16 protein-coding genes and 1 riboswitch are annotated in these 16,641 nt (G+C 30.8%); of the genes, 14 read left to right on the top strand and 2 right to left on the bottom strand.

From position 1 onward, the window contains the following. Positions 1–838: CZB domain-containing protein (locus ACRDDE_RS03780; protein WP_438625638.1), on the top strand; the 838-nt coding region annotated here is incomplete at its 5' end. A gap of 82 nt (positions 839–920) precedes the next feature. On the opposite strand, the gene ACRDDE_RS03775 is transcribed toward ACRDDE_RS03780, so the two are convergent. Next, positions 921–1,487, bottom strand: a complete 567-nt coding sequence (locus ACRDDE_RS03775) for a CD3073 family putative ECF transporter S component (protein WP_438625636.1) — start codon at positions 1,485–1,487, stop codon at positions 921–923. A gap of 176 nt (positions 1,488–1,663) precedes the next feature. Here ACRDDE_RS03775 and ACRDDE_RS03770 point away from each other — a divergent pair, with 176 nt between their 5' ends. After that, positions 1,664–2,197 (top strand): CD3072 family TudS-related putative desulfidase, encoded by a 534-nt coding sequence (locus ACRDDE_RS03770; protein WP_438625635.1) that lies wholly within the window; start codon positions 1,664–1,666, stop codon positions 2,195–2,197. Positions 2,198–2,286: 89 nt separating this feature from the next. Here ACRDDE_RS03770 and yidA read toward each other — a convergent pair whose 3' ends face one another. Then, the gene (gene yidA, locus ACRDDE_RS03765) at positions 2,287–3,096 is read right to left on the bottom strand and encodes a sugar-phosphatase (RefSeq protein ID WP_438625633.1); all 810 of its coding nucleotides are present in this window, start codon (positions 3,094–3,096) and stop codon (positions 2,287–2,289) included. 235 nt (positions 3,097–3,331) lie between these two features. Here yidA and ACRDDE_RS03760 point away from each other — a divergent pair, with 235 nt between their 5' ends. The 12 genes from ACRDDE_RS03760 (at position 3,332) to grdC (ending at position 16,596) form a co-directional block, all read left to right on the top strand. Then, a complete protein-coding gene (locus ACRDDE_RS03760; protein ID WP_438625631.1) occupies positions 3,332–5,026 on the top strand; it encodes a M3 family oligoendopeptidase in 1,695 nt (564 codons plus the stop codon). A gap of 288 nt (positions 5,027–5,314) precedes the next feature. Beyond that, on the top strand, positions 5,315–6,253 hold the full coding sequence (locus tag ACRDDE_RS03755) for an iron-hydroxamate ABC transporter substrate-binding protein (protein ID WP_438625630.1): 939 nt from the start codon (positions 5,315–5,317) through the stop codon (positions 6,251–6,253). Between the two features lie 81 nt (positions 6,254–6,334). Then, a complete protein-coding gene (locus ACRDDE_RS03750; protein WP_438625628.1) occupies positions 6,335–7,345 on the top strand; it encodes a FecCD family ABC transporter permease in 1,011 nt (336 codons plus the stop codon). Between the two features lies 1 nt (position 7,346). Continuing rightward, positions 7,347–8,363 (top strand): FecCD family ABC transporter permease, encoded by a 1,017-nt coding sequence (locus tag ACRDDE_RS03745; RefSeq protein WP_438625626.1) that lies wholly within the window; start codon positions 7,347–7,349, stop codon positions 8,361–8,363. 15 nt (positions 8,364–8,378) lie between these two features. After that, positions 8,379–9,170, top strand: a complete 792-nt coding sequence (locus ACRDDE_RS03740) for an ABC transporter ATP-binding protein (RefSeq protein ID WP_438625625.1) — start codon at positions 8,379–8,381, stop codon at positions 9,168–9,170. A gap of 267 nt (positions 9,171–9,437) precedes the next feature. Continuing rightward, positions 9,438–9,558, top strand: a riboswitch (glycine riboswitch). 95 nt (positions 9,559–9,653) lie between these two features. Then, positions 9,654–10,025, top strand: coding sequence for a GrdX family protein (locus tag ACRDDE_RS03735; protein WP_438625623.1), 372 nt, complete (start codon positions 9,654–9,656; stop codon positions 10,023–10,025). Positions 10,026–10,067: 42 nt separating this feature from the next. After that, on the top strand, positions 10,068–11,030 hold the full coding sequence (trxB, locus tag ACRDDE_RS03730; protein ID WP_438625621.1) for a thioredoxin-disulfide reductase: 963 nt from the start codon (positions 10,068–10,070) through the stop codon (positions 11,028–11,030). A 144-nt stretch (positions 11,031–11,174) separates the two neighbouring features. After that, entirely contained in the window at positions 11,175–11,492 is a 318-nt protein-coding gene (gene trxA, locus ACRDDE_RS03725) for a thioredoxin TrxA (RefSeq protein ID WP_114542129.1), read from the top strand. Positions 11,493–11,557: 65 nt separating this feature from the next. Next, positions 11,558–12,844: a glycine/sarcosine/betaine reductase component B subunit gene (locus ACRDDE_RS03720; RefSeq protein WP_438625619.1), complete on the top strand. Its 1,287-nt coding sequence runs from the start codon at positions 11,558–11,560 to the stop codon at positions 12,842–12,844. Between the two features lie 233 nt (positions 12,845–13,077). Continuing rightward, positions 13,078–13,557, top strand: a complete 480-nt coding sequence (grdA, locus tag ACRDDE_RS03715; protein WP_438625617.1) for a glycine/sarcosine/betaine reductase complex selenoprotein A — start codon at positions 13,078–13,080, stop codon at positions 13,555–13,557. Positions 13,558–13,583: 26 nt separating this feature from the next. Beyond that, on the top strand, positions 13,584–14,927 hold the full coding sequence (gene grdB, locus ACRDDE_RS03710; RefSeq protein WP_438625615.1) for a glycine reductase complex selenoprotein B: 1,344 nt from the start codon (positions 13,584–13,586) through the stop codon (positions 14,925–14,927). Positions 14,928–15,060: 133 nt separating this feature from the next. Then, a complete protein-coding gene (gene grdC, locus ACRDDE_RS03705) occupies positions 15,061–16,596 on the top strand; it encodes a glycine/sarcosine/betaine reductase complex component C subunit beta (protein ID WP_438625614.1) in 1,536 nt (511 codons plus the stop codon). The last annotated feature ends 45 nt before the right edge of the window (positions 16,597–16,641 follow it).

The raw sequence follows: 16,641 nt of genomic DNA, 5'->3' as shown, positions 1-16,641 counted from the left end.
ATATCATTTTAAGGAAGGGAATTTAACGATGATAAATGAAGAAAGATTGCCTCATGTTATATTTAGGGTAGCTGATAATTTATATGCAATTGATAGTAGCGTTACAATTGCATTAACTGAGTTTCCTGATAATATAACTTCAATACAAAAGAGTGAGAAATGTGAACTAGGGGTTATGCAATTAAGAAATCAAATAGTACCAGTTATGAGTATGAGAAACTTATTTGGATGTAAATCATCTGAAGAAGAATATGAAGATTTTAAATCTATGATAGATATTAGAAAAAATGATCATATTAAGTGGGTAAATGAATTGAAAAATTCAGTAAATGAAAATAGAGAATTTACTTTAACTACAGATCCACATCAATGTGCATTTGGTAAATGGTATGATAATTTTTCAACTGATATACAAAGTATAAATTTTCATATGAAAAAAATAGATTCACCACATACTTTACTTCATGAAATAGCTATCGAAGTTGAAAAATGTAAAAAAGAAAAAAATGAAGAGATTAGGGAAAAAAATTTGGTAGATTTGCTTAATAAAGCAGAAAAACAATATATGGAAAAAGTACTTGAATTATTAGATAAAACAAAAGATATTTTTAAAGATAATTATCATGATATGGTAATTGTAATTATGCAAAATAATAGATTTATAGGTCTTGCAGTAGATGAAATTTTAACTGTAGATAATTTTATAAAAAATGAAACTTCAGAAAGTAACTTTATCATTGATCAACCTAAATATATTTCTGCAATTGGAACAACTAAAGGTATCGATGAACATATATTTTTAATTAAAGAAGATAAATTATTTGAGTTATATAAATAGATAATAGATTACATGAAAAAAGGGTGTCGCAAATATTAATGCGACACCCTTTTTTACAGAGTGCTTTAAAAAGGTTATTATATTATGAAACTTTATAAGTCTGTTTAGAAAACTGAGATATAAAGTTTTTTGGCATTTTACTTAAGAAATAAACCACTAAAATACAAGATAAAGGTTTATCTACTATATTACTAATAATTCTTGGGATAAAAGCAGCTGTAAAAATTTCTTGTCCAGATTGAACTAAAAATCCAACCAATAAGTCTGCTCCACTTCCACTTAAACCTCCAAATAATAGTATTGAAATAGGTGTTCCTATTAAAGGACAAACTACAGCTAATAATAATCCTGTAAGTATAGACTCTTTGTAACCGAATGATTTTTTTCTAGCTATAAATCCAACTATAACACCTAGTGCTATATTAACTAAAGCAAATGGTATATTTGTAGGGTCTGATATTACACCAAGGACTAAATTTGTTCCTCCCCCTATAAGTGCTCCCCATAAAGGTCCAAGTACAACAGCCCCAAGTACTGTTCCAACGGTATCTAAAAATAGTAATGGAATGTTTAACATACCGACAAACATACCGAAAACTATATTTACTAATATACACATTGCGCTAAATGTTATTTTTTTTGTATTCATGATTACGATTTCCTCCGCAATTAAATTATTAGTACATAATTAATAATAATACAAAACTATCAATTTTTGAAATCGGAAATATTTATAAGTAAATTGTCTAAAATAGTAAAAATCTATAACACACCAATTATTTACTGTGATACTATGAAAATATTAATAAAATTAAGGAGATATATATGGAAAGAAAAAGGGAAATAGTAGCTGTTTGCCACTGTATATTAAATTGTAACTCTAAAGTGGAAGGACTATCTAATGATAAAGGGTCACATAATGTTTCTTTACAAATTTTAAGTAGTGGGTATGGAATAATTCAATTACCTTGCCCAGAGATGGTTATGTATGGGATTAAAAGATGGGGACATGTAAAAGAACAATTTGATAATTTGTTTTATAAAGATCAATGTAAAATCATGCTACATCCCTATATAAAGCAATTTGAAAATTATATTAAGAATAATTACAAAATTAAAGCTATAATAGCTATAGATGGAAGTCCTAGTTGCGGATATAGTAAAACTTGTAGTTCTGATAACTGGTTTGGAGAGTTAAGTGGATGTAATAATTTATCCGAAAAATTAAATGATATAAAGATGGTAGATGGAAAAGGAATATTTATTGAAGAACTAGAAAAATTATTAAAGAAAAATAATTTAGAAATACCAATTGTAGGTCTAGATGAAAGTATTGGATTAGATATAAGTACAATTTGAATTGATATTAATTATAATGAAAAGGTGAACTAAATTACTGCTGAATTAAGCATTAACATAGTTCACCAATATTAAAATAAATTTAAAATCTATAATATAAAGTCAGATATAACCTTAGCAACACCATGGTTATTATTAGTTTCAGTAACATGATTAGCAATTTCTTTTATACTATCTCTAGCATTGCCCATAGCAACTCCAAGACCTGCAAACTCTATCATATGTCTATCGTTTTCTTCATCTCCAACTGCTATAACTTCAGAAGGATCTATGCCTAACTTATCACATAAAGCTTGTAAGCCTGAACCTTTGTTAACTTTCTTATTTAAAAATTCTAAGAAAAATGGAGCTGAACGAACTATAGTGTATTTATCATGGAACTCTTGTGGAATTTTAGTTATGATATCTTCTATAATTTCAGGCTCATCAACTAGCATAACTTTACAGAATGTTAAATCTGAATTAATTTCATTTTCATCCATACAAATAACAGGAATGTTATTAAGTGTAGATTCATGAACACTGTATTTAGGAACTTCTGTATAAGGAACAACCAAAGAATCTGGAGTGTTTATATGAATTTTTATATCATGCTTTTTAGCTAATTCATTATATATATAATCAAAATCTTCATGACTCATTTCTATATTAGAAATAACATCTTGAGAAGTAATTTCTTGAACAAGTCCACCATTAAATGTAACAACATAATTTTCTTCGTCATTAAGCTTTAATTCTTTTAATAAAGTTTGAACCCCTGGAAGTGGTCTACCAGTTGATAATACAACTTTAACACCTTTTTGTTTTGCATTTTGTATTGCATCAAAAACCTCTTGTGTAACTTGTTTTTCACTATTTAGTAATGTACCGTCTATGTCTAATGCGATTAGTTTATACATAATTTCCTCCCAATAAATCAATTTAATTTGTTAAGTACAGTTTATAGTATAGTCAAAAATTTATCAATAGATTAGGGGTTAGTAAAATACAAAAATTAAATGAATAGTGGGTTAATTGACTTTAAATTATACGTATAGTAAAGTAAGTTTAAAGATATAAATTAGTAAAAATTTACATAAATTATAGCTTTTAACATAAGCTAAAACTACAAATAATATATAACGAGGTGATAAAATGAAATTTAAGGATTTTAAATACAAAAGACCTAATTATGAAAAAATAAAAGATGAATTTAAAAATCTAGTGAAAAACATAGAAACTAGCAAAAATTATGATGAACTTAGAAAAAATATAGATGAGATCAATACACTAAGAAATCATATAGATAGTATGGCAACATTAGTTTCTATAAGATACAGTATAAATACTGAAGATGAATTTTATGCAAAAGAAAAAGAATATTGGGATGAAAATGGACCTCATTATGAAGAGTTAAACTCACTATTTTATAAAGCACTTGTGGATTCAAAATTTAAAGACAAACTGACAAAAGATTTAGGAAAGCAATTCATGTCTATAGCTGACTATTCCTTACAGGCATTTTCTAAAGAAATAATAGCTGAGTTACAAGAAGAGAATAAATTAGCATCAGAATATACTAAACTCTTAGCATCTGCAAAAATTCCTTTTGATGGAGAAGAAAGAAACCTTTCAGGATTAGGGCCTTATATGACATCTCCATTTAGAGATGAAAGAGAAAAATCATCACAAGCATATTATGGATTCTTTGAAGCAAATGAGAAAAAATTTGATGACTTATTTGATAAACTAGTAAAAGTAAGAGATAAGATGGCTAAAAAACTAGGTTTTGAAAATTTCGTAGAACTTGGTTACATAAGAATGCTAAGAACTGATTATAATGCAGAAATGGTTGAAAACTTTAGAAAACAAGTTAATGAGTATATAGTTCCTGTTGCAAATAAATTATATAAAAGACAAAAGGAAAGATTAGGACTTCAACAATTTAGATACTTTGATGAAAACTTTGAGTTTAATAGTGGGAATGCAAAACCTAAAGGAGACTCTGACTTTATAATGAAAAATGGTATTTTAATGTATTCAGAGCTTTCTAAGGAAACTGATGAGTTCTTTAAATATATGATGGATCATGAGTTAATGGACTTAGAAACTAAAAAAGGAAAAGGTGCTGGCGGATATTGTACATATATACCAGAATATAAAGCGCCTTTCATATTCTCAAACTTTAACTCAACAGCAGATGATATAGATGTTTTAACTCACGAAGCTGGACATGCATTCCAAGTTTATATGTCAAGATGGATTGAAATTCCTGATATAAACTTCCCAACATATGAAAGCTGTGAAATACACTCTATGAGTATGGAATTTATAACTTGGCCTTGGATGGAACTTTTCTTTAAAGAAGATACTGATAAATATAAATTTGTTCATTTAGGTAGTGCTATCAAATTTATACCTTATGGAGTTTTAGTAGATGAGTTTCAACACATAATATATGAAAATCCAAATATGACAAAAGATGAAAGAAAATTAGTTTGGAGAGATTTAGAAAAAAAATATCAACCACACAAGGATTATGAAGGTAATGATTTCTTAGAAAGAGGTGGATGGTGGTTTAAGCAAGGCCACATATTTAAAAACCCATTCTATTATATAGATTATACATTAGCTCAAATTTGTGCACTTCAATTCTGGAAGAAGATGCAAGTTGATAGAGTTAAAGGATGGCAAGATTATCTAAATATTTGTAGAATAGGTGGAACTAAGTCTTTCTTAGATATTGTTAAATATGCCAATTTAAAATCTCCTTTTGAAAAAGGTTGTGTAAGTAGTGTTATTGAAAGTATAGATGAATATTTACAATCTATAAATGATAAGAATATGTAGGTTATGCAGCTAGGGTGGTAGTTATTATTTTCTCCATACAAAGTCTTTCAGACTTGAAGTATTACGAAAATAACAACTACCACCCTTCGCTATTTTAAAATTATAGTGGGATGGAGAAGATGTGAAATAAAATTCACATCTTTTTTGCGTTTAAGAAAAAATATTTCAAGAAAATAATGGGAAATTATAAAAGTAATTGACTATTATTCTCAATGTTGCTATAATGGGAACAAATAAAAGTGATAATTAATTTCAAATAGTAATTAAAAATAATTGGGAGGTTTATTCATGAAAAAACGAAAGTCATTAGTATTGCTTGCAGCAGTAGTAGCAACGTTAGGGCTAGTTACTGGATGTGCAGGTGGTAATTCATCAAATAAAGAAAGTAATGAAAAAAGAACGGTTCAATCAGTAAAAGGAGATGTTGAAATACCAGCAGATCCAAAACGAATAGTAGATATTTCGGGAAGCAGTGAAGAACTTTTAATTTTAGGACACACTCCAGTTGCTACAGCTAATGTAGACTCTTATGAAACTACTAAAGTACCTTCATACATAGAAGATAAATTAAAAGATACTAAAGTTGTAGGACATTCAATGATGGATACTATGGATGTTGAAGCAATTTTAGGAACAAATCCAGACTTAATAATAATGAGTCAAAGACAAGAAAAAATATATGATCAATTAAAAGAGATTGCTCCAGTAGTTATGATAAAAGACTACGCAAATGATTGGAGAAGTAAATTAATAGATGTTTCAAAGTTATTTAACCAAGAAGATAAAGCTAAAGAGTGGCTAAGCAATTATGATAAAAAAGCTGAAGGACTTGGAAAAGAAGTTGTAGCTAAAAATGGAGATCAAACATACTTAACAGTTTTAGCAACTCAAGGTCAATTTATGGTATTTAGTGATGCGGGTATAGGAACTATTGTAAATGATGACATGAAATTAGCTAGACCTGAAAATATGCCAAAGCAAGATGGTATAACATTACCAACGGTTAGTATGGAAGGTTTAACTGAAATAGATGCAGATCACATTATTGTTATAGCTACGGATTCTGATAAAAAAGATTTAGAAAATAGTTCAGTATGGTCACAAATTAGAGCTGTAAAAGATGGAAATGTAACAATCTTAGATGCTTCGCCATACTTTACTCAATCATATAACCCTATAGGTAGAGAGTTATTATTAGAATCAGTTAAAAATGAATTAATAAAGTAATTTAGTATAGCAGGTGTGTATAATGGATTTCATTTTCACACCTGTTTTTAATCATAGAAATATAGAAAGGTATGTTTAGACATGAAATTAAGTAAAAAGAGTTCGGCTTATTTATTAATTACAATTGGAATAGCAATTCTTTTTATTGGTATTTTTATATCGGTATCAATGGGACCTAAGGATATAAGCTTAAATACCATGATAAATAGTTTTATATCCAATTCAAGTGATGTAGATACAAAAATAATTAGAGATGTTAGAATGCCAAGAGCTATAGCGGCAGCGTTAGTTGGAGGGTTTTTAGCTGTATCGGGTGCTATAATGCAAGGTATTACGAGAAATCCTATAGCAGATCCATCTGTAATGGGTATAACACAAGGAGCTACATTTACTATAGCTATAGATTTAGTTTTACAAAAAGTAGTGCCAGGGTTTGCACCGGGAAGTTTTGGACTTATGATATTTTCTTTTTTAGGAGCTAGTATAAGTGGATTGTTAGTTTACTTTATAAGTTCTAGAACGAGAAAAAAAGTTGATCCAGTAAAATTAGCATTAGCAGGAACAGCATTAGGTACATTATTAGTGTCATTGGCTATGGCGTTTGCTATGTACTTTAACTTATCTCAACAATTAAGCTTTTGGATTTCTGGAGGATTAGTAAGTGCTAAATGGGAAGGTGTAAAGCTTTTATTAATTATCGGAGGGATAGGTTTTATAGTAGCTATGATAATGGCTCCGAGAATTACAATATTAAGCTTAGGTGAAGAAGTTGCTATAGGACTTGGACAAAAAACTAATTTAGTAAGATTTATATCGTTAGTAGTAGTAGTTTTAATGACAGGAGCAAGTGTGTCTGTTGCTGGAAATATTGTATTTATAGGTCTTGTAGTGCCTCAAATTGCAAAAGGAATAGTTGGAGCAGATTATAAATATATAATACCTAGTTCTTTAGTTTTAGGGTCTTTGTTATTAGTTTACAGTGATATCTTATCAAGAATGATAAATCCACCGTATGAAACACCAGTAGGTTCAATAACTGCACTTATAGGAGTACCGGTCTTTATATATCTTGTAAGAAAGGAAACTAGATAAAATGAAAACTAATAATAAAAAGTCTAAAATTATATTAATAGCATCGATTTTATTAGCACTTATATTTATTACTATGTTGATAAGTTTAAATATGGGATCGTTTAAAATAGCACCTATAGATGTATTAAAAACATTTATAGGACAAGGACAGAGAAATTATGAAATAGCAATCTTTAAATTAAGGCTACCTAGAATAGTTATTGCAATATTAGTAGGAAGTGCATTATCTACAGCAGGTGCTATACTTCAAGGAGTTACTAAAAATGATTTAGCAGATTCAGGAATATTAGGTATAAACTCGGGAGCTGCATTATTTGTTGTAGTATATATATATTTAATGAATGGAAATGTATATGATGGAGTAAGTAATTTAACTATATTTACAATGCCTATAGTTGCATTACTTGGGGCATTATTTGGAGCTTTCTTAATATATGTATTAGCATTTAAAAAGGGCATTAGCTCTCAAAGGTTACTTTTAATAGGAATAGGTATAAATATAGCATTTACATCTATAATGACAATTTTCCAATTGAAATTTACTACTCAAGAATTTAATAGAGTAATGGCATGGACATCAGGAAGTATATGGGGTAGTAACTGGAAGTATGTACTAGCAATACTACCTTTTATAATAGTATTTATGTTTCTTGCAATATATAAGTCAAGATACCTAGATGTATTAAATTTAGGAGATGAAATATCTACAGGGCTTGGTGTTAATGTAGAAAAGGAAAGAAAAAAGCTAATAACTTATGCAGTTATATTAGCAGGAGTTGCAACATCAGTAGCCGGAAGTATTTCATTTTTAGGATTAGTTTCACCTCACATTGCTAGAAAGCTTGTTGGGCCTAAACATAAAAGATTAATACCTATATCAGCATTAATAGGAATACTACTCATATTAGCATCTGATACTGTATCTAGAAATTTACTAGCACCAATAGAAATACCAGTAGGAATAGTTATATCTATAATAGGTGTACCTTACTTTATATATTTAATATTAGCAGATTAGAAAGAGGTGAAAATTATGAACTCAATAATAACTAAGGACTTAAACATATCTTATGGAAATATAGATATTGTAAAAAACTTAAATTTAAATATACCAAAAGGAAAAATAACTACAATAATAGGAGCTAACGGATGTGGTAAATCTACTATTTTAAAAACTATAGGAAGAATAATAAATCCAAAAAGCGGAAGTATTTATATAAATGGGAAAAATCTTCATGAGGAAAATCCAACAGATATTGCAAAAGAAATGGCAGTACTTCCACAAAATCCACAAGCTCCAAACGGACTTACTGTAGAAGAATTAATATCTTATGGTAGATTTCCTCATCAAAAGGGATTTGGAAAGATGAATAAAGAAGACAAGGATATTGTAAGCTGGGCTATGGAAGTTACAAAAATATCTGAATTTAGAGATAGGAATATTGATGATTTATCTGGTGGGCAAAGACAAAGGGCTTGGATAGCAATGGCTCTTGCACAAGAAACAGATATATTATTACTAGATGAACCTACAACATATTTAGATTTAGCTCATCAATTAGAAATTTTACAGTTATTAGATGAATTAAATAAAAATGAAAAACGAACTATTGTAATGGTTATTCATGAGTTAAATAATGCATCTAGATTTGCAGATCATATGATAGGAATTAAAAAAGGCAAAATTGTATGTGAAGGTGAAGCTCATGATGTTATGACAAAAGAAAATCTAAAAGAAATTTTTAATATTGATGCAGAAATTGTTGAAGATCCGCGAACAAAAAAACCTGTTTGTTTAACATATGATATGGTTAAAAAAAATTAAAAAATAAAGGCATAAAAAAGGAATACTTAAAAGAAATTAGAATAAATATAAATTGAAAGTTAGAAAATTAACTTAATAGATAAAATCTATGCAAAGAAGTTAATAAAAAGATTATAGCTATATCAACGGTTTGACAAAAAATGGACAATATCAACAAAAAAACATAAAAAAATATTTAAAAAAGTATTGTATATATTTACCAAGCTAGATATAATGTAATTAAGAAAAGCACCTAAGGGGCAAAGACAAAATTAAAAATTAAACCGTTTGAAGGTTAAATGAGACGGTCTCTAATTTGGGGAAATTAGAGATGACCGAAGGGACAAATTTAAATTCATCCCAAAAGGATTTAAATGAAATTCTCAGGTAAAAGGACTTTAACTGGACGGATCTCTGAAAGACATTTTGACAGGGAACTAAGTGGGGACTTAGTTTCCTGTTTTTTAGTTTAACAAAAGAAATTTTGAAAGTGAGTGTAGACAAATGTTAATAATCACTAACAATCCTATGATTCAGGAAAACGTTACTGACAAAGAAGTTATAATGTTAGACGCTGACTATATAGGAACATTAAAGGAATGTAGGGATTTAGTTCATAAGGGGTATGAATTATTATCACATCCGCTATATGGGAGCGTAAAACCCAATGAGACACCATATCGTACAGTCATAATTAAAAAGGGGAAATCTCTAGACACAAATTCATTAAACTTAATAGAAGAAGCCATAGAAACAGCAGAAAAATTTAAAAACAACAAGTTAACTCCTATGTGGACTGAAAAAGTTTTGGACGATTTCAGAGTAATTGATTTTGATATAATGAGAAATACAATCCAAAGAATACAATATGTATAAACTTTGGTGTATATATATTAATAAAAATAGGGGGTCGAGATAATGGAAAATTTATATGACATAGTCATAATAGGTTGTGGACCTGCAGGTCTTGCAGCTGGTCTTTACGGCGCAAGAGCTAAAATGAAGACTTTAATACTTGAAAAAGGAAAAACTGGTGGACAAATAGTTATAACTCATGAAGTTGCTAACTATCCAGGATCAGTTGAAAATGCTACTGGACCAAGCTTAATAGCTAGAATGGTAGAGCAATGTAAAGAATTCGGTGCTGAAATAGTTAGAGACTCTATAGTCGACACTGAATTAGATGGAAACATAAAAGTATTAAAAGGTGAAAAAGGTGAGTACAGAGCTAAAACTGTTATAATAGCTACTGGAGCTACTCCTAAAAAATTAGGATGCCCAGGAGAAAGAGAATTAACAGGTAAAGGAGTTTCTTACTGTGCTACATGTGACGCTGACTTCTTTGAAGATTTCGAAGTATTCGTAGTTGGAGGAGGAGATAGTGCTATAGAAGAAGCATTATACTTAACTAAGTTTGCTAGAAAAGTTACTATAGTTCATAGAAGACAAGGTTTAAGATGTGCTAAATCTATAGAAGATAAGGCAAGAGCTAATGAAAAAATAGAATTTTTATTAGATACAGTTATAGATGAAATAAAAGGTGATGGATTAGTTGAATCAGTAGTATTTAGAAATACTCAAACAGGTGAAACTAATGAATACTTCGCTGATGAAGAAGATGGAACTATGGGAATATTCATGTTCGTAGGATTTGATTCTCAAACAGAGTTATTCAAAGGTAAAGTGGATATGGATGAACGTGGATACATCAAAACAGATGATAACATGTTAACAAATATACCTGGTGTATTTGCTGCAGGAGATTGTAGAGTTAAATCATTAAGACAAGTTGTCACAGCAACTGCTGATGGAGCTATAGCTGCAGTAACAGCTGAAAAATATGTAGAAGCAAACTTCGAAGAAGAAGTTACTAATTGTTAATAAAAAAGTACGTTTAACAAGGTTATCGGGGGATGATGTTTATTAAATTAAACATTACTTAGTGAACGGTACTTAAATTAAAGTAGCTATTAATATATTAAAAATATATTAAAATATATAAAATCCAATAAGGGGGATACTGAAATGATATCATTAGAAAAAAATACATTCGATCCAGAAGTATTAGAAGCAGAAGGGATAGTATTAGTTGATTTCTGGAGTCAAGGTTGTGAGCCTTGTAAAGCATTACTTCCAGATATAGAAAAATTTGCAGAAATGTATGGGGAAAACATAAAGTTTTGTAAATTCGATATAACTAAAGCTAGAAGAGTTGCTATAAAAGAGAAGGTTTTAGGTCTTCCAACTATAGCTATATACAAAGATGGAGCTAAAATAGATGAAGTAACAAAAGATGATGCTACAGTTTCTAATATAGAAGCTATGATAAAGAAGCACTTATAAGAAATTAATGGGGATTCAATTCCCCGTTAAAATAAATTAAGTTCAAAAAATTAGGGGGTGCCAATATGCGTCTTGAGTTAGGGAAAATCTTTATAAAAGATGTACAATTTGGAGCAGTAACAGAAGTTAAAGATTCAGTATTATACATCAACAAAGAAGAGATGTTAAAAGAAATTGGTGGAGATGAACATATAAAATCAATAGATTTAGATATAGTTCGTCCAGGGGAAAGCGTTAGAATAATACCAGTTAAAGACGTTATAGAACCGAGAGTAAAAGTTGATGGTAATGGAGGAATATTCCCAGGAGTTATATCAAAGGTAGATACTGTAGGAGAAGGTAGAACTCATGCACTTAAAAATGTTGGAGTTGTAACAACTGGTAAAATAGTTGGTTTCCAAGAAGGTATAATAGATATGACTGGTCCTGGAGCTGAATATACACCATTCTCTAAGTTAAACAACGTTGTGGTTATAGCTGAACCAATAGATGGATTAAAGCAATACGACCACGAAAGAGCTGTTAGAATGATAGGATTCAAAGCTGCTACATACTTAGGAGAAGTTGCTAGAAACTTAACTCCAGATGAAGTTGTAGAGTATGAAACTAAACCATTATTAGAGTCAATAGCAGAGTATCCAGAACTTCCAAAAGTAGGATATGTATACATGCTTCAAACTCAAGGGTTATTACATGACACATATGTTTACGGAGTTGACGCTAAGCAAATAGTACCAACATTATTATACCCAACTGAATTAATGGACGGAGCTATAGTAAGTGGTAACTGTGTTTCTGCTTGTGATAAAAACCCAAGTTATGTACACATGAACAATTCAGTAGTTGAAGATTTATACCTACAACATGGAAAAGAAATAAACTTTGTAGGAGTTATTATAACTAATGAAAACGTATACCTAGCAGATAAAGAAAGATCTTCTAACTGGACTGCTAAATTATGTAAACAATTAGGCTTAGATGCTGTAATAGTATCTCAAGAAGGATTTGGTAACCCAGATACAGACCTTATAATGAACTGCAAGAAAATAGAAGGTCAAGGTGTTCAAACTGTTATAGTTACAGATGAGTATGCTGGTAGAGATGGAGCATCTCAATCATTAGCTGATGCTGATGCTAAAGCTAACGCTGTTGTAACTGGTGGTAATGCTAACCAAGTTGTTGTATTACCTAAGATGGACAGAGTTATAGGACACGTTGAAGTTGCCGATGTTATAGCTGGTGGAGCTGCTGGATCTTTAAGAGAAGATGGATCTATAGAAGCTGAGATACAAGTAATAACTGGAGCTACTAATGAAACAGGATTCGGATTCTTAACAGCTAAGGGGTATTAAGAAAAAATATTATGAATGGTCGCTTCGTGACATTTGATATTGTTTCCTTTACACAAAGTCCTGTGGACTTTAAGTGTTTCGTCAACAATATACAAATACCACTTCGCTACAATTGTCATAAAAATTATTTTCTATAATATAGCTGATAAGAATAAAATAAAAATGAGTGCAATGAGAATTTAAAAAGGTATTAAGATGACAATATTAAAATAAATGGGAAAAGGAGATATATTATGAGCTTATTAAGTAATAAAAAGATCATAATCATAGGTGACCGTGACGGAATTCCGGGACCTGCGATAGAAGAGTGTGTAAACACTGTAGAAAATACTGAAATAGTTTTTGCTTCAACAGAATGTTTTGTCTGAACTGCTGCTGGGGCTATGGACTTAGAAAACCAAAACAGAGTTAAAGATGCTACTGAAAAATTCGGTGCTGAAAATGTTGTGGTTTTACTAGGTGCTGCTGAAGCCGAAGCTGCAGGTCTTGCAGCTGAAACAGTAACTGCTGGAGATCCAACTTTCGCTGGACCACTTGCTGGTGTTGAGTTAGGATTATCTGTTTATCATGTTGTTGAACCAGAAATGAAAGAATTATTTGATGAGTCAGTTTACGAAGATCAAATAAGTATGATGGAAATGGTTCTTGAAGTTGATGAAATAGTTGAAGAAATGAACGATATAAGAGGTCAATTCTGCAAATATAATGCCTAATTAAATCAAAAGGGGTTGAGATAAAGATGGAAAAGATAAAAGTAGTTCACTACGTAAACCAATTCTTCGCAGGAATTGGAGGGGAAGAAAAAGCTGATACGAAACCACATATAGCTGAAAAATTACCTCCAATAAGTTTACAATTGAACAAGTTATTAGGGGATGAAATAGAAGTAGTTGGAACTGTAGTTTGCGGAGACAGTTATTTCGGAGAAAACATGGAGTCTGCTAGCCAAGAAGTATTAGAAATGGTTAAGAGCTTCGAACCACAATTATTTATAGCTGGACCAGCGTTCAATGCAGGAAGATACGGGGTTGCTGCAGGAGCAATAACTACATTCGTAAAAGACGAATTAGATATACCAGCTTTAACAGGAATGTATATTGAAAACCCAGGAGCAGATATGTTCAAAAAAGATGTATATATAATATCAACATCTGACTCTGCTGCTGGTATGAGAAAGGCTCTTCCAAAAATAGCTTCATTAGCTAAAAAATTAGTTAATAAAGAAGAAATAGGATCTCCAGCTGAAGAAAGTTATATAGAAAGAGGAATAAGAGTTAACTACTTCGCTAAAGAAAGAGGTTCTAAAAGAGCTGTAGATATGTTATTAAAGAAAATAAAAGGTGAAGATTTCGTAACTGAATATCCAATGCCGAACTTTGATAGAGTTGATCCACAACCAGCTGTAAAAGATTTATCTAAGGCTAAAATAGCTCTAGTTACTTCTGGTGGTATAGTTCCTAAAGGAAACCCAGATAGAATAGAATCTTCTTCTGCATCTAAATACGGTGAATACTCTATAGCAGGAGTTAACGATTTAACTGAAGAAACTTACGAAACTGCTCATGGTGGATTCGACCCAGTTTATTGTAACTTAGACTCAGATAGAGTTTTACCAGTAGATGTTTTAAGAGACTTAGAAAGAGAAGGAGCTATAGGTTCTTTACATGAGTTCTTCTATTCAACTACAGGTAACGGAACTGCTGTTGCAAGTTCTAAAAAGTTTGCTGCTGAATACGCTCAAAAGTTAATAGCTGCAGGCGTTGACGCTGTAATACTAACATCTACTTGAGGTACTTGTACTCGTTGCGGTGCAACGATGGTAAAAGAGATAGAAAGAGCTGGTCTTCCAGTTGTTCATATCTGTACAGTAGTACCTATATCTTTAACTGTTGGAGCTAACAGAATAGTTCCAGCTATAGCTATACCTCATCCTCTTGGAAATCCTAAGTTAGATCCAGCTGAGGAAAAAGCTTTAAGAAGAAAATTAGTTGAAAAATGCTTAGTTGCATTAGCTACTGAAGTTGATGGTCAAACAGTATTTGAAAAAGATATAACTTTAAAGGATATAATGGCTAACGCTTAGTATTGAATTAAATAAAGTTAAAATTAAATAGGTGGGTTATTTTGCCCACCTATTTTTTATAAAGTCATCCAGTCTTTTATCATAATAGAATTCAAGTAAAAATAATAACATATATACATTGGGGGTAAATATTATGACATTTCCAGTTTTAAAAGGTGCTAGTTATATTTTAGTTCACACACCAGATATGATAGTTAAAAATGGTACTACTTGTGCTGTTGAGAGAGAAACACATCCAGAATCAGAATTTTTAAAAGAAGTTACTAATCATATAAGAAGTTATGAAGAGGTAGTAAATTATATACCAAACCAAGTTTACATAGGAAACAACAGACCAGAAGAATTAAGAGAAATAGCTCTTCCATGGTGCGAATACAAAATAGAAGGAAAAAGAGATGGTAAGCGTGGAGAAATAATGCCACAAGATGAATTTTTAGCAATGATGCAAATATGCGATGCTTTTGACTTAGTTAAATTAAAAGAAGATTTTGTTAATAATATAAGACCTAATTTCGAAAAGAACTACCCAGAGCTAGCTCCATTCTTTGGAAAGCTTAAAGGTGATAATATAGATGATGCAAATGAATTAATAGATTCACACCATGCTGAAGGATTATATCATGATAATCAGTTAGTTGGATATGTTAAGAGAGCTCATGATGTTGACGTTAACTTAAACGCTCATACAATGTTTGAAAACTTAGTTGTAAAAGCCTCAGGAGTTGTTGCTGCGGTACAATTAATAAGAAAAGAAAATGTTAATCCATTAGATATAGATTATGTAATAGAATGTTCAGAAGAAGCTTGTGGAGATATGAACCAAAGAGGTGGAGGAAACTTTGCTAAGGCTATAGCTGAAATGGCTGGACTTCAAAATGCTTCAGGATCAGATACAAGAGGTTTCTGTGCTGGACCTACTCATGCTTTAATAAATGCTGCGGCACTTGTTAAATCAGGAATATATAAAAATGTTATGGTAGTTGCAGGTGGAGCTAGTGCTAAACTTGGAATGAATGCTAAAGACCACGTTAAAAAAGGTCTTCCAGTATTAGAGGACGTTGTTGGAGGATTCGCTGTTTTAGTTTCTGAAAACGATGGAGTTAACCCAATAATAAGAACTGATTTAACAGGAAAACACAGTGTTGGAACTGGATCTTCTCCACAAGCTGTTATGACTGCATTAATAACTAGTGGACTTGATAGAGCTAACTTAAAAATAACTGATGTTGATGTTTACTCAGTTGAAATGCAAAACCCAGATATAACTAAGCCTGCTGGAGCTGGGGATGTTCCAGAAGCTAACTATAAAATGATAGGTGCTCTTGCTGTTAAGCGTGGAGACTTAGAAAAGAAAGAATTAAAGAACTTTGTAAGCGAAAAAGGTATACCAGGTTGGGCTCCAACTCAAGGACATATACCTTCAGGAGTTCCATATATAGGATTTGGTATAGATGATTTAACTTCTGGAGATAAAAACAGAGCTATGGTAGTTGGTAAGGGAAGTTTATTCTTAGGAAGAATGACTAACTTATTCGACGGAGTTTCTTTCATAGTTGAGAGAAATCAAGGTGTAGAAGAAGAAACAGCTGCAGTTTCTAAAGAAGAAATCAAGAAAATTATAGCTGAATCTATGAAAAAATTAGCTCAAGATATGTTAATAGAAGAGTAGGAATAGAAGACGTATAGAATTTTATAAAAATTCATTTTGAGGGGA

Source organism: Paraclostridium sp. (genome assembly GCF_051656405.1).
Taxonomy (GTDB): Bacteria; Bacillota; Clostridia; order Peptostreptococcales; family Peptostreptococcaceae; genus Paraclostridium.
Note: the sequence above shows the minus strand (reverse complement) of the source record. Positions and strands in the feature narration are given on the sequence as shown.

Coding starts and splice junctions, on each gene's coding strand:
- ACRDDE_RS03720 (WP_438625619.1), top strand. CDS start 11,558: ATGCGTCTTGAGTTAGGGAAAATCTTTATAAAAGATGTACAATTTGGA.
- trxB (WP_438625621.1), top strand. CDS start 10,068: ATGGAAAATTTATATGACATAGTCATAATAGGTTGTGGACCTGCAGGT.
- ACRDDE_RS03755 (WP_438625630.1), top strand. CDS start 5,315: ATGAAAAAACGAAAGTCATTAGTATTGCTTGCAGCAGTAGTAGCAACG.
- ACRDDE_RS03750 (WP_438625628.1), top strand. CDS start 6,335: ATGAAATTAAGTAAAAAGAGTTCGGCTTATTTATTAATTACAATTGGA.
- yidA (WP_438625633.1), bottom strand. CDS start 3,096: ATGTATAAACTAATCGCATTAGACATAGACGGTACATTACTAAATAGT.
- ACRDDE_RS03775 (WP_438625636.1), bottom strand. CDS start 1,487: ATGAATACAAAAAAAATAACATTTAGCGCAATGTGTATATTAGTAAAT.
- ACRDDE_RS03745 (WP_438625626.1), top strand. CDS start 7,347: ATGAAAACTAATAATAAAAAGTCTAAAATTATATTAATAGCATCGATT.
- ACRDDE_RS03740 (WP_438625625.1), top strand. CDS start 8,379: ATGAACTCAATAATAACTAAGGACTTAAACATATCTTATGGAAATATA.
- grdC (WP_438625614.1), top strand. CDS start 15,061: ATGACATTTCCAGTTTTAAAAGGTGCTAGTTATATTTTAGTTCACACA.
- trxA (WP_114542129.1), top strand. CDS start 11,175: ATGATATCATTAGAAAAAAATACATTCGATCCAGAAGTATTAGAAGCA.
- ACRDDE_RS03760 (WP_438625631.1), top strand. CDS start 3,332: ATGAAATTTAAGGATTTTAAATACAAAAGACCTAATTATGAAAAAATA.
- ACRDDE_RS03735 (WP_438625623.1), top strand. CDS start 9,654: ATGTTAATAATCACTAACAATCCTATGATTCAGGAAAACGTTACTGAC.
- ACRDDE_RS03770 (WP_438625635.1), top strand. CDS start 1,664: ATGGAAAGAAAAAGGGAAATAGTAGCTGTTTGCCACTGTATATTAAAT.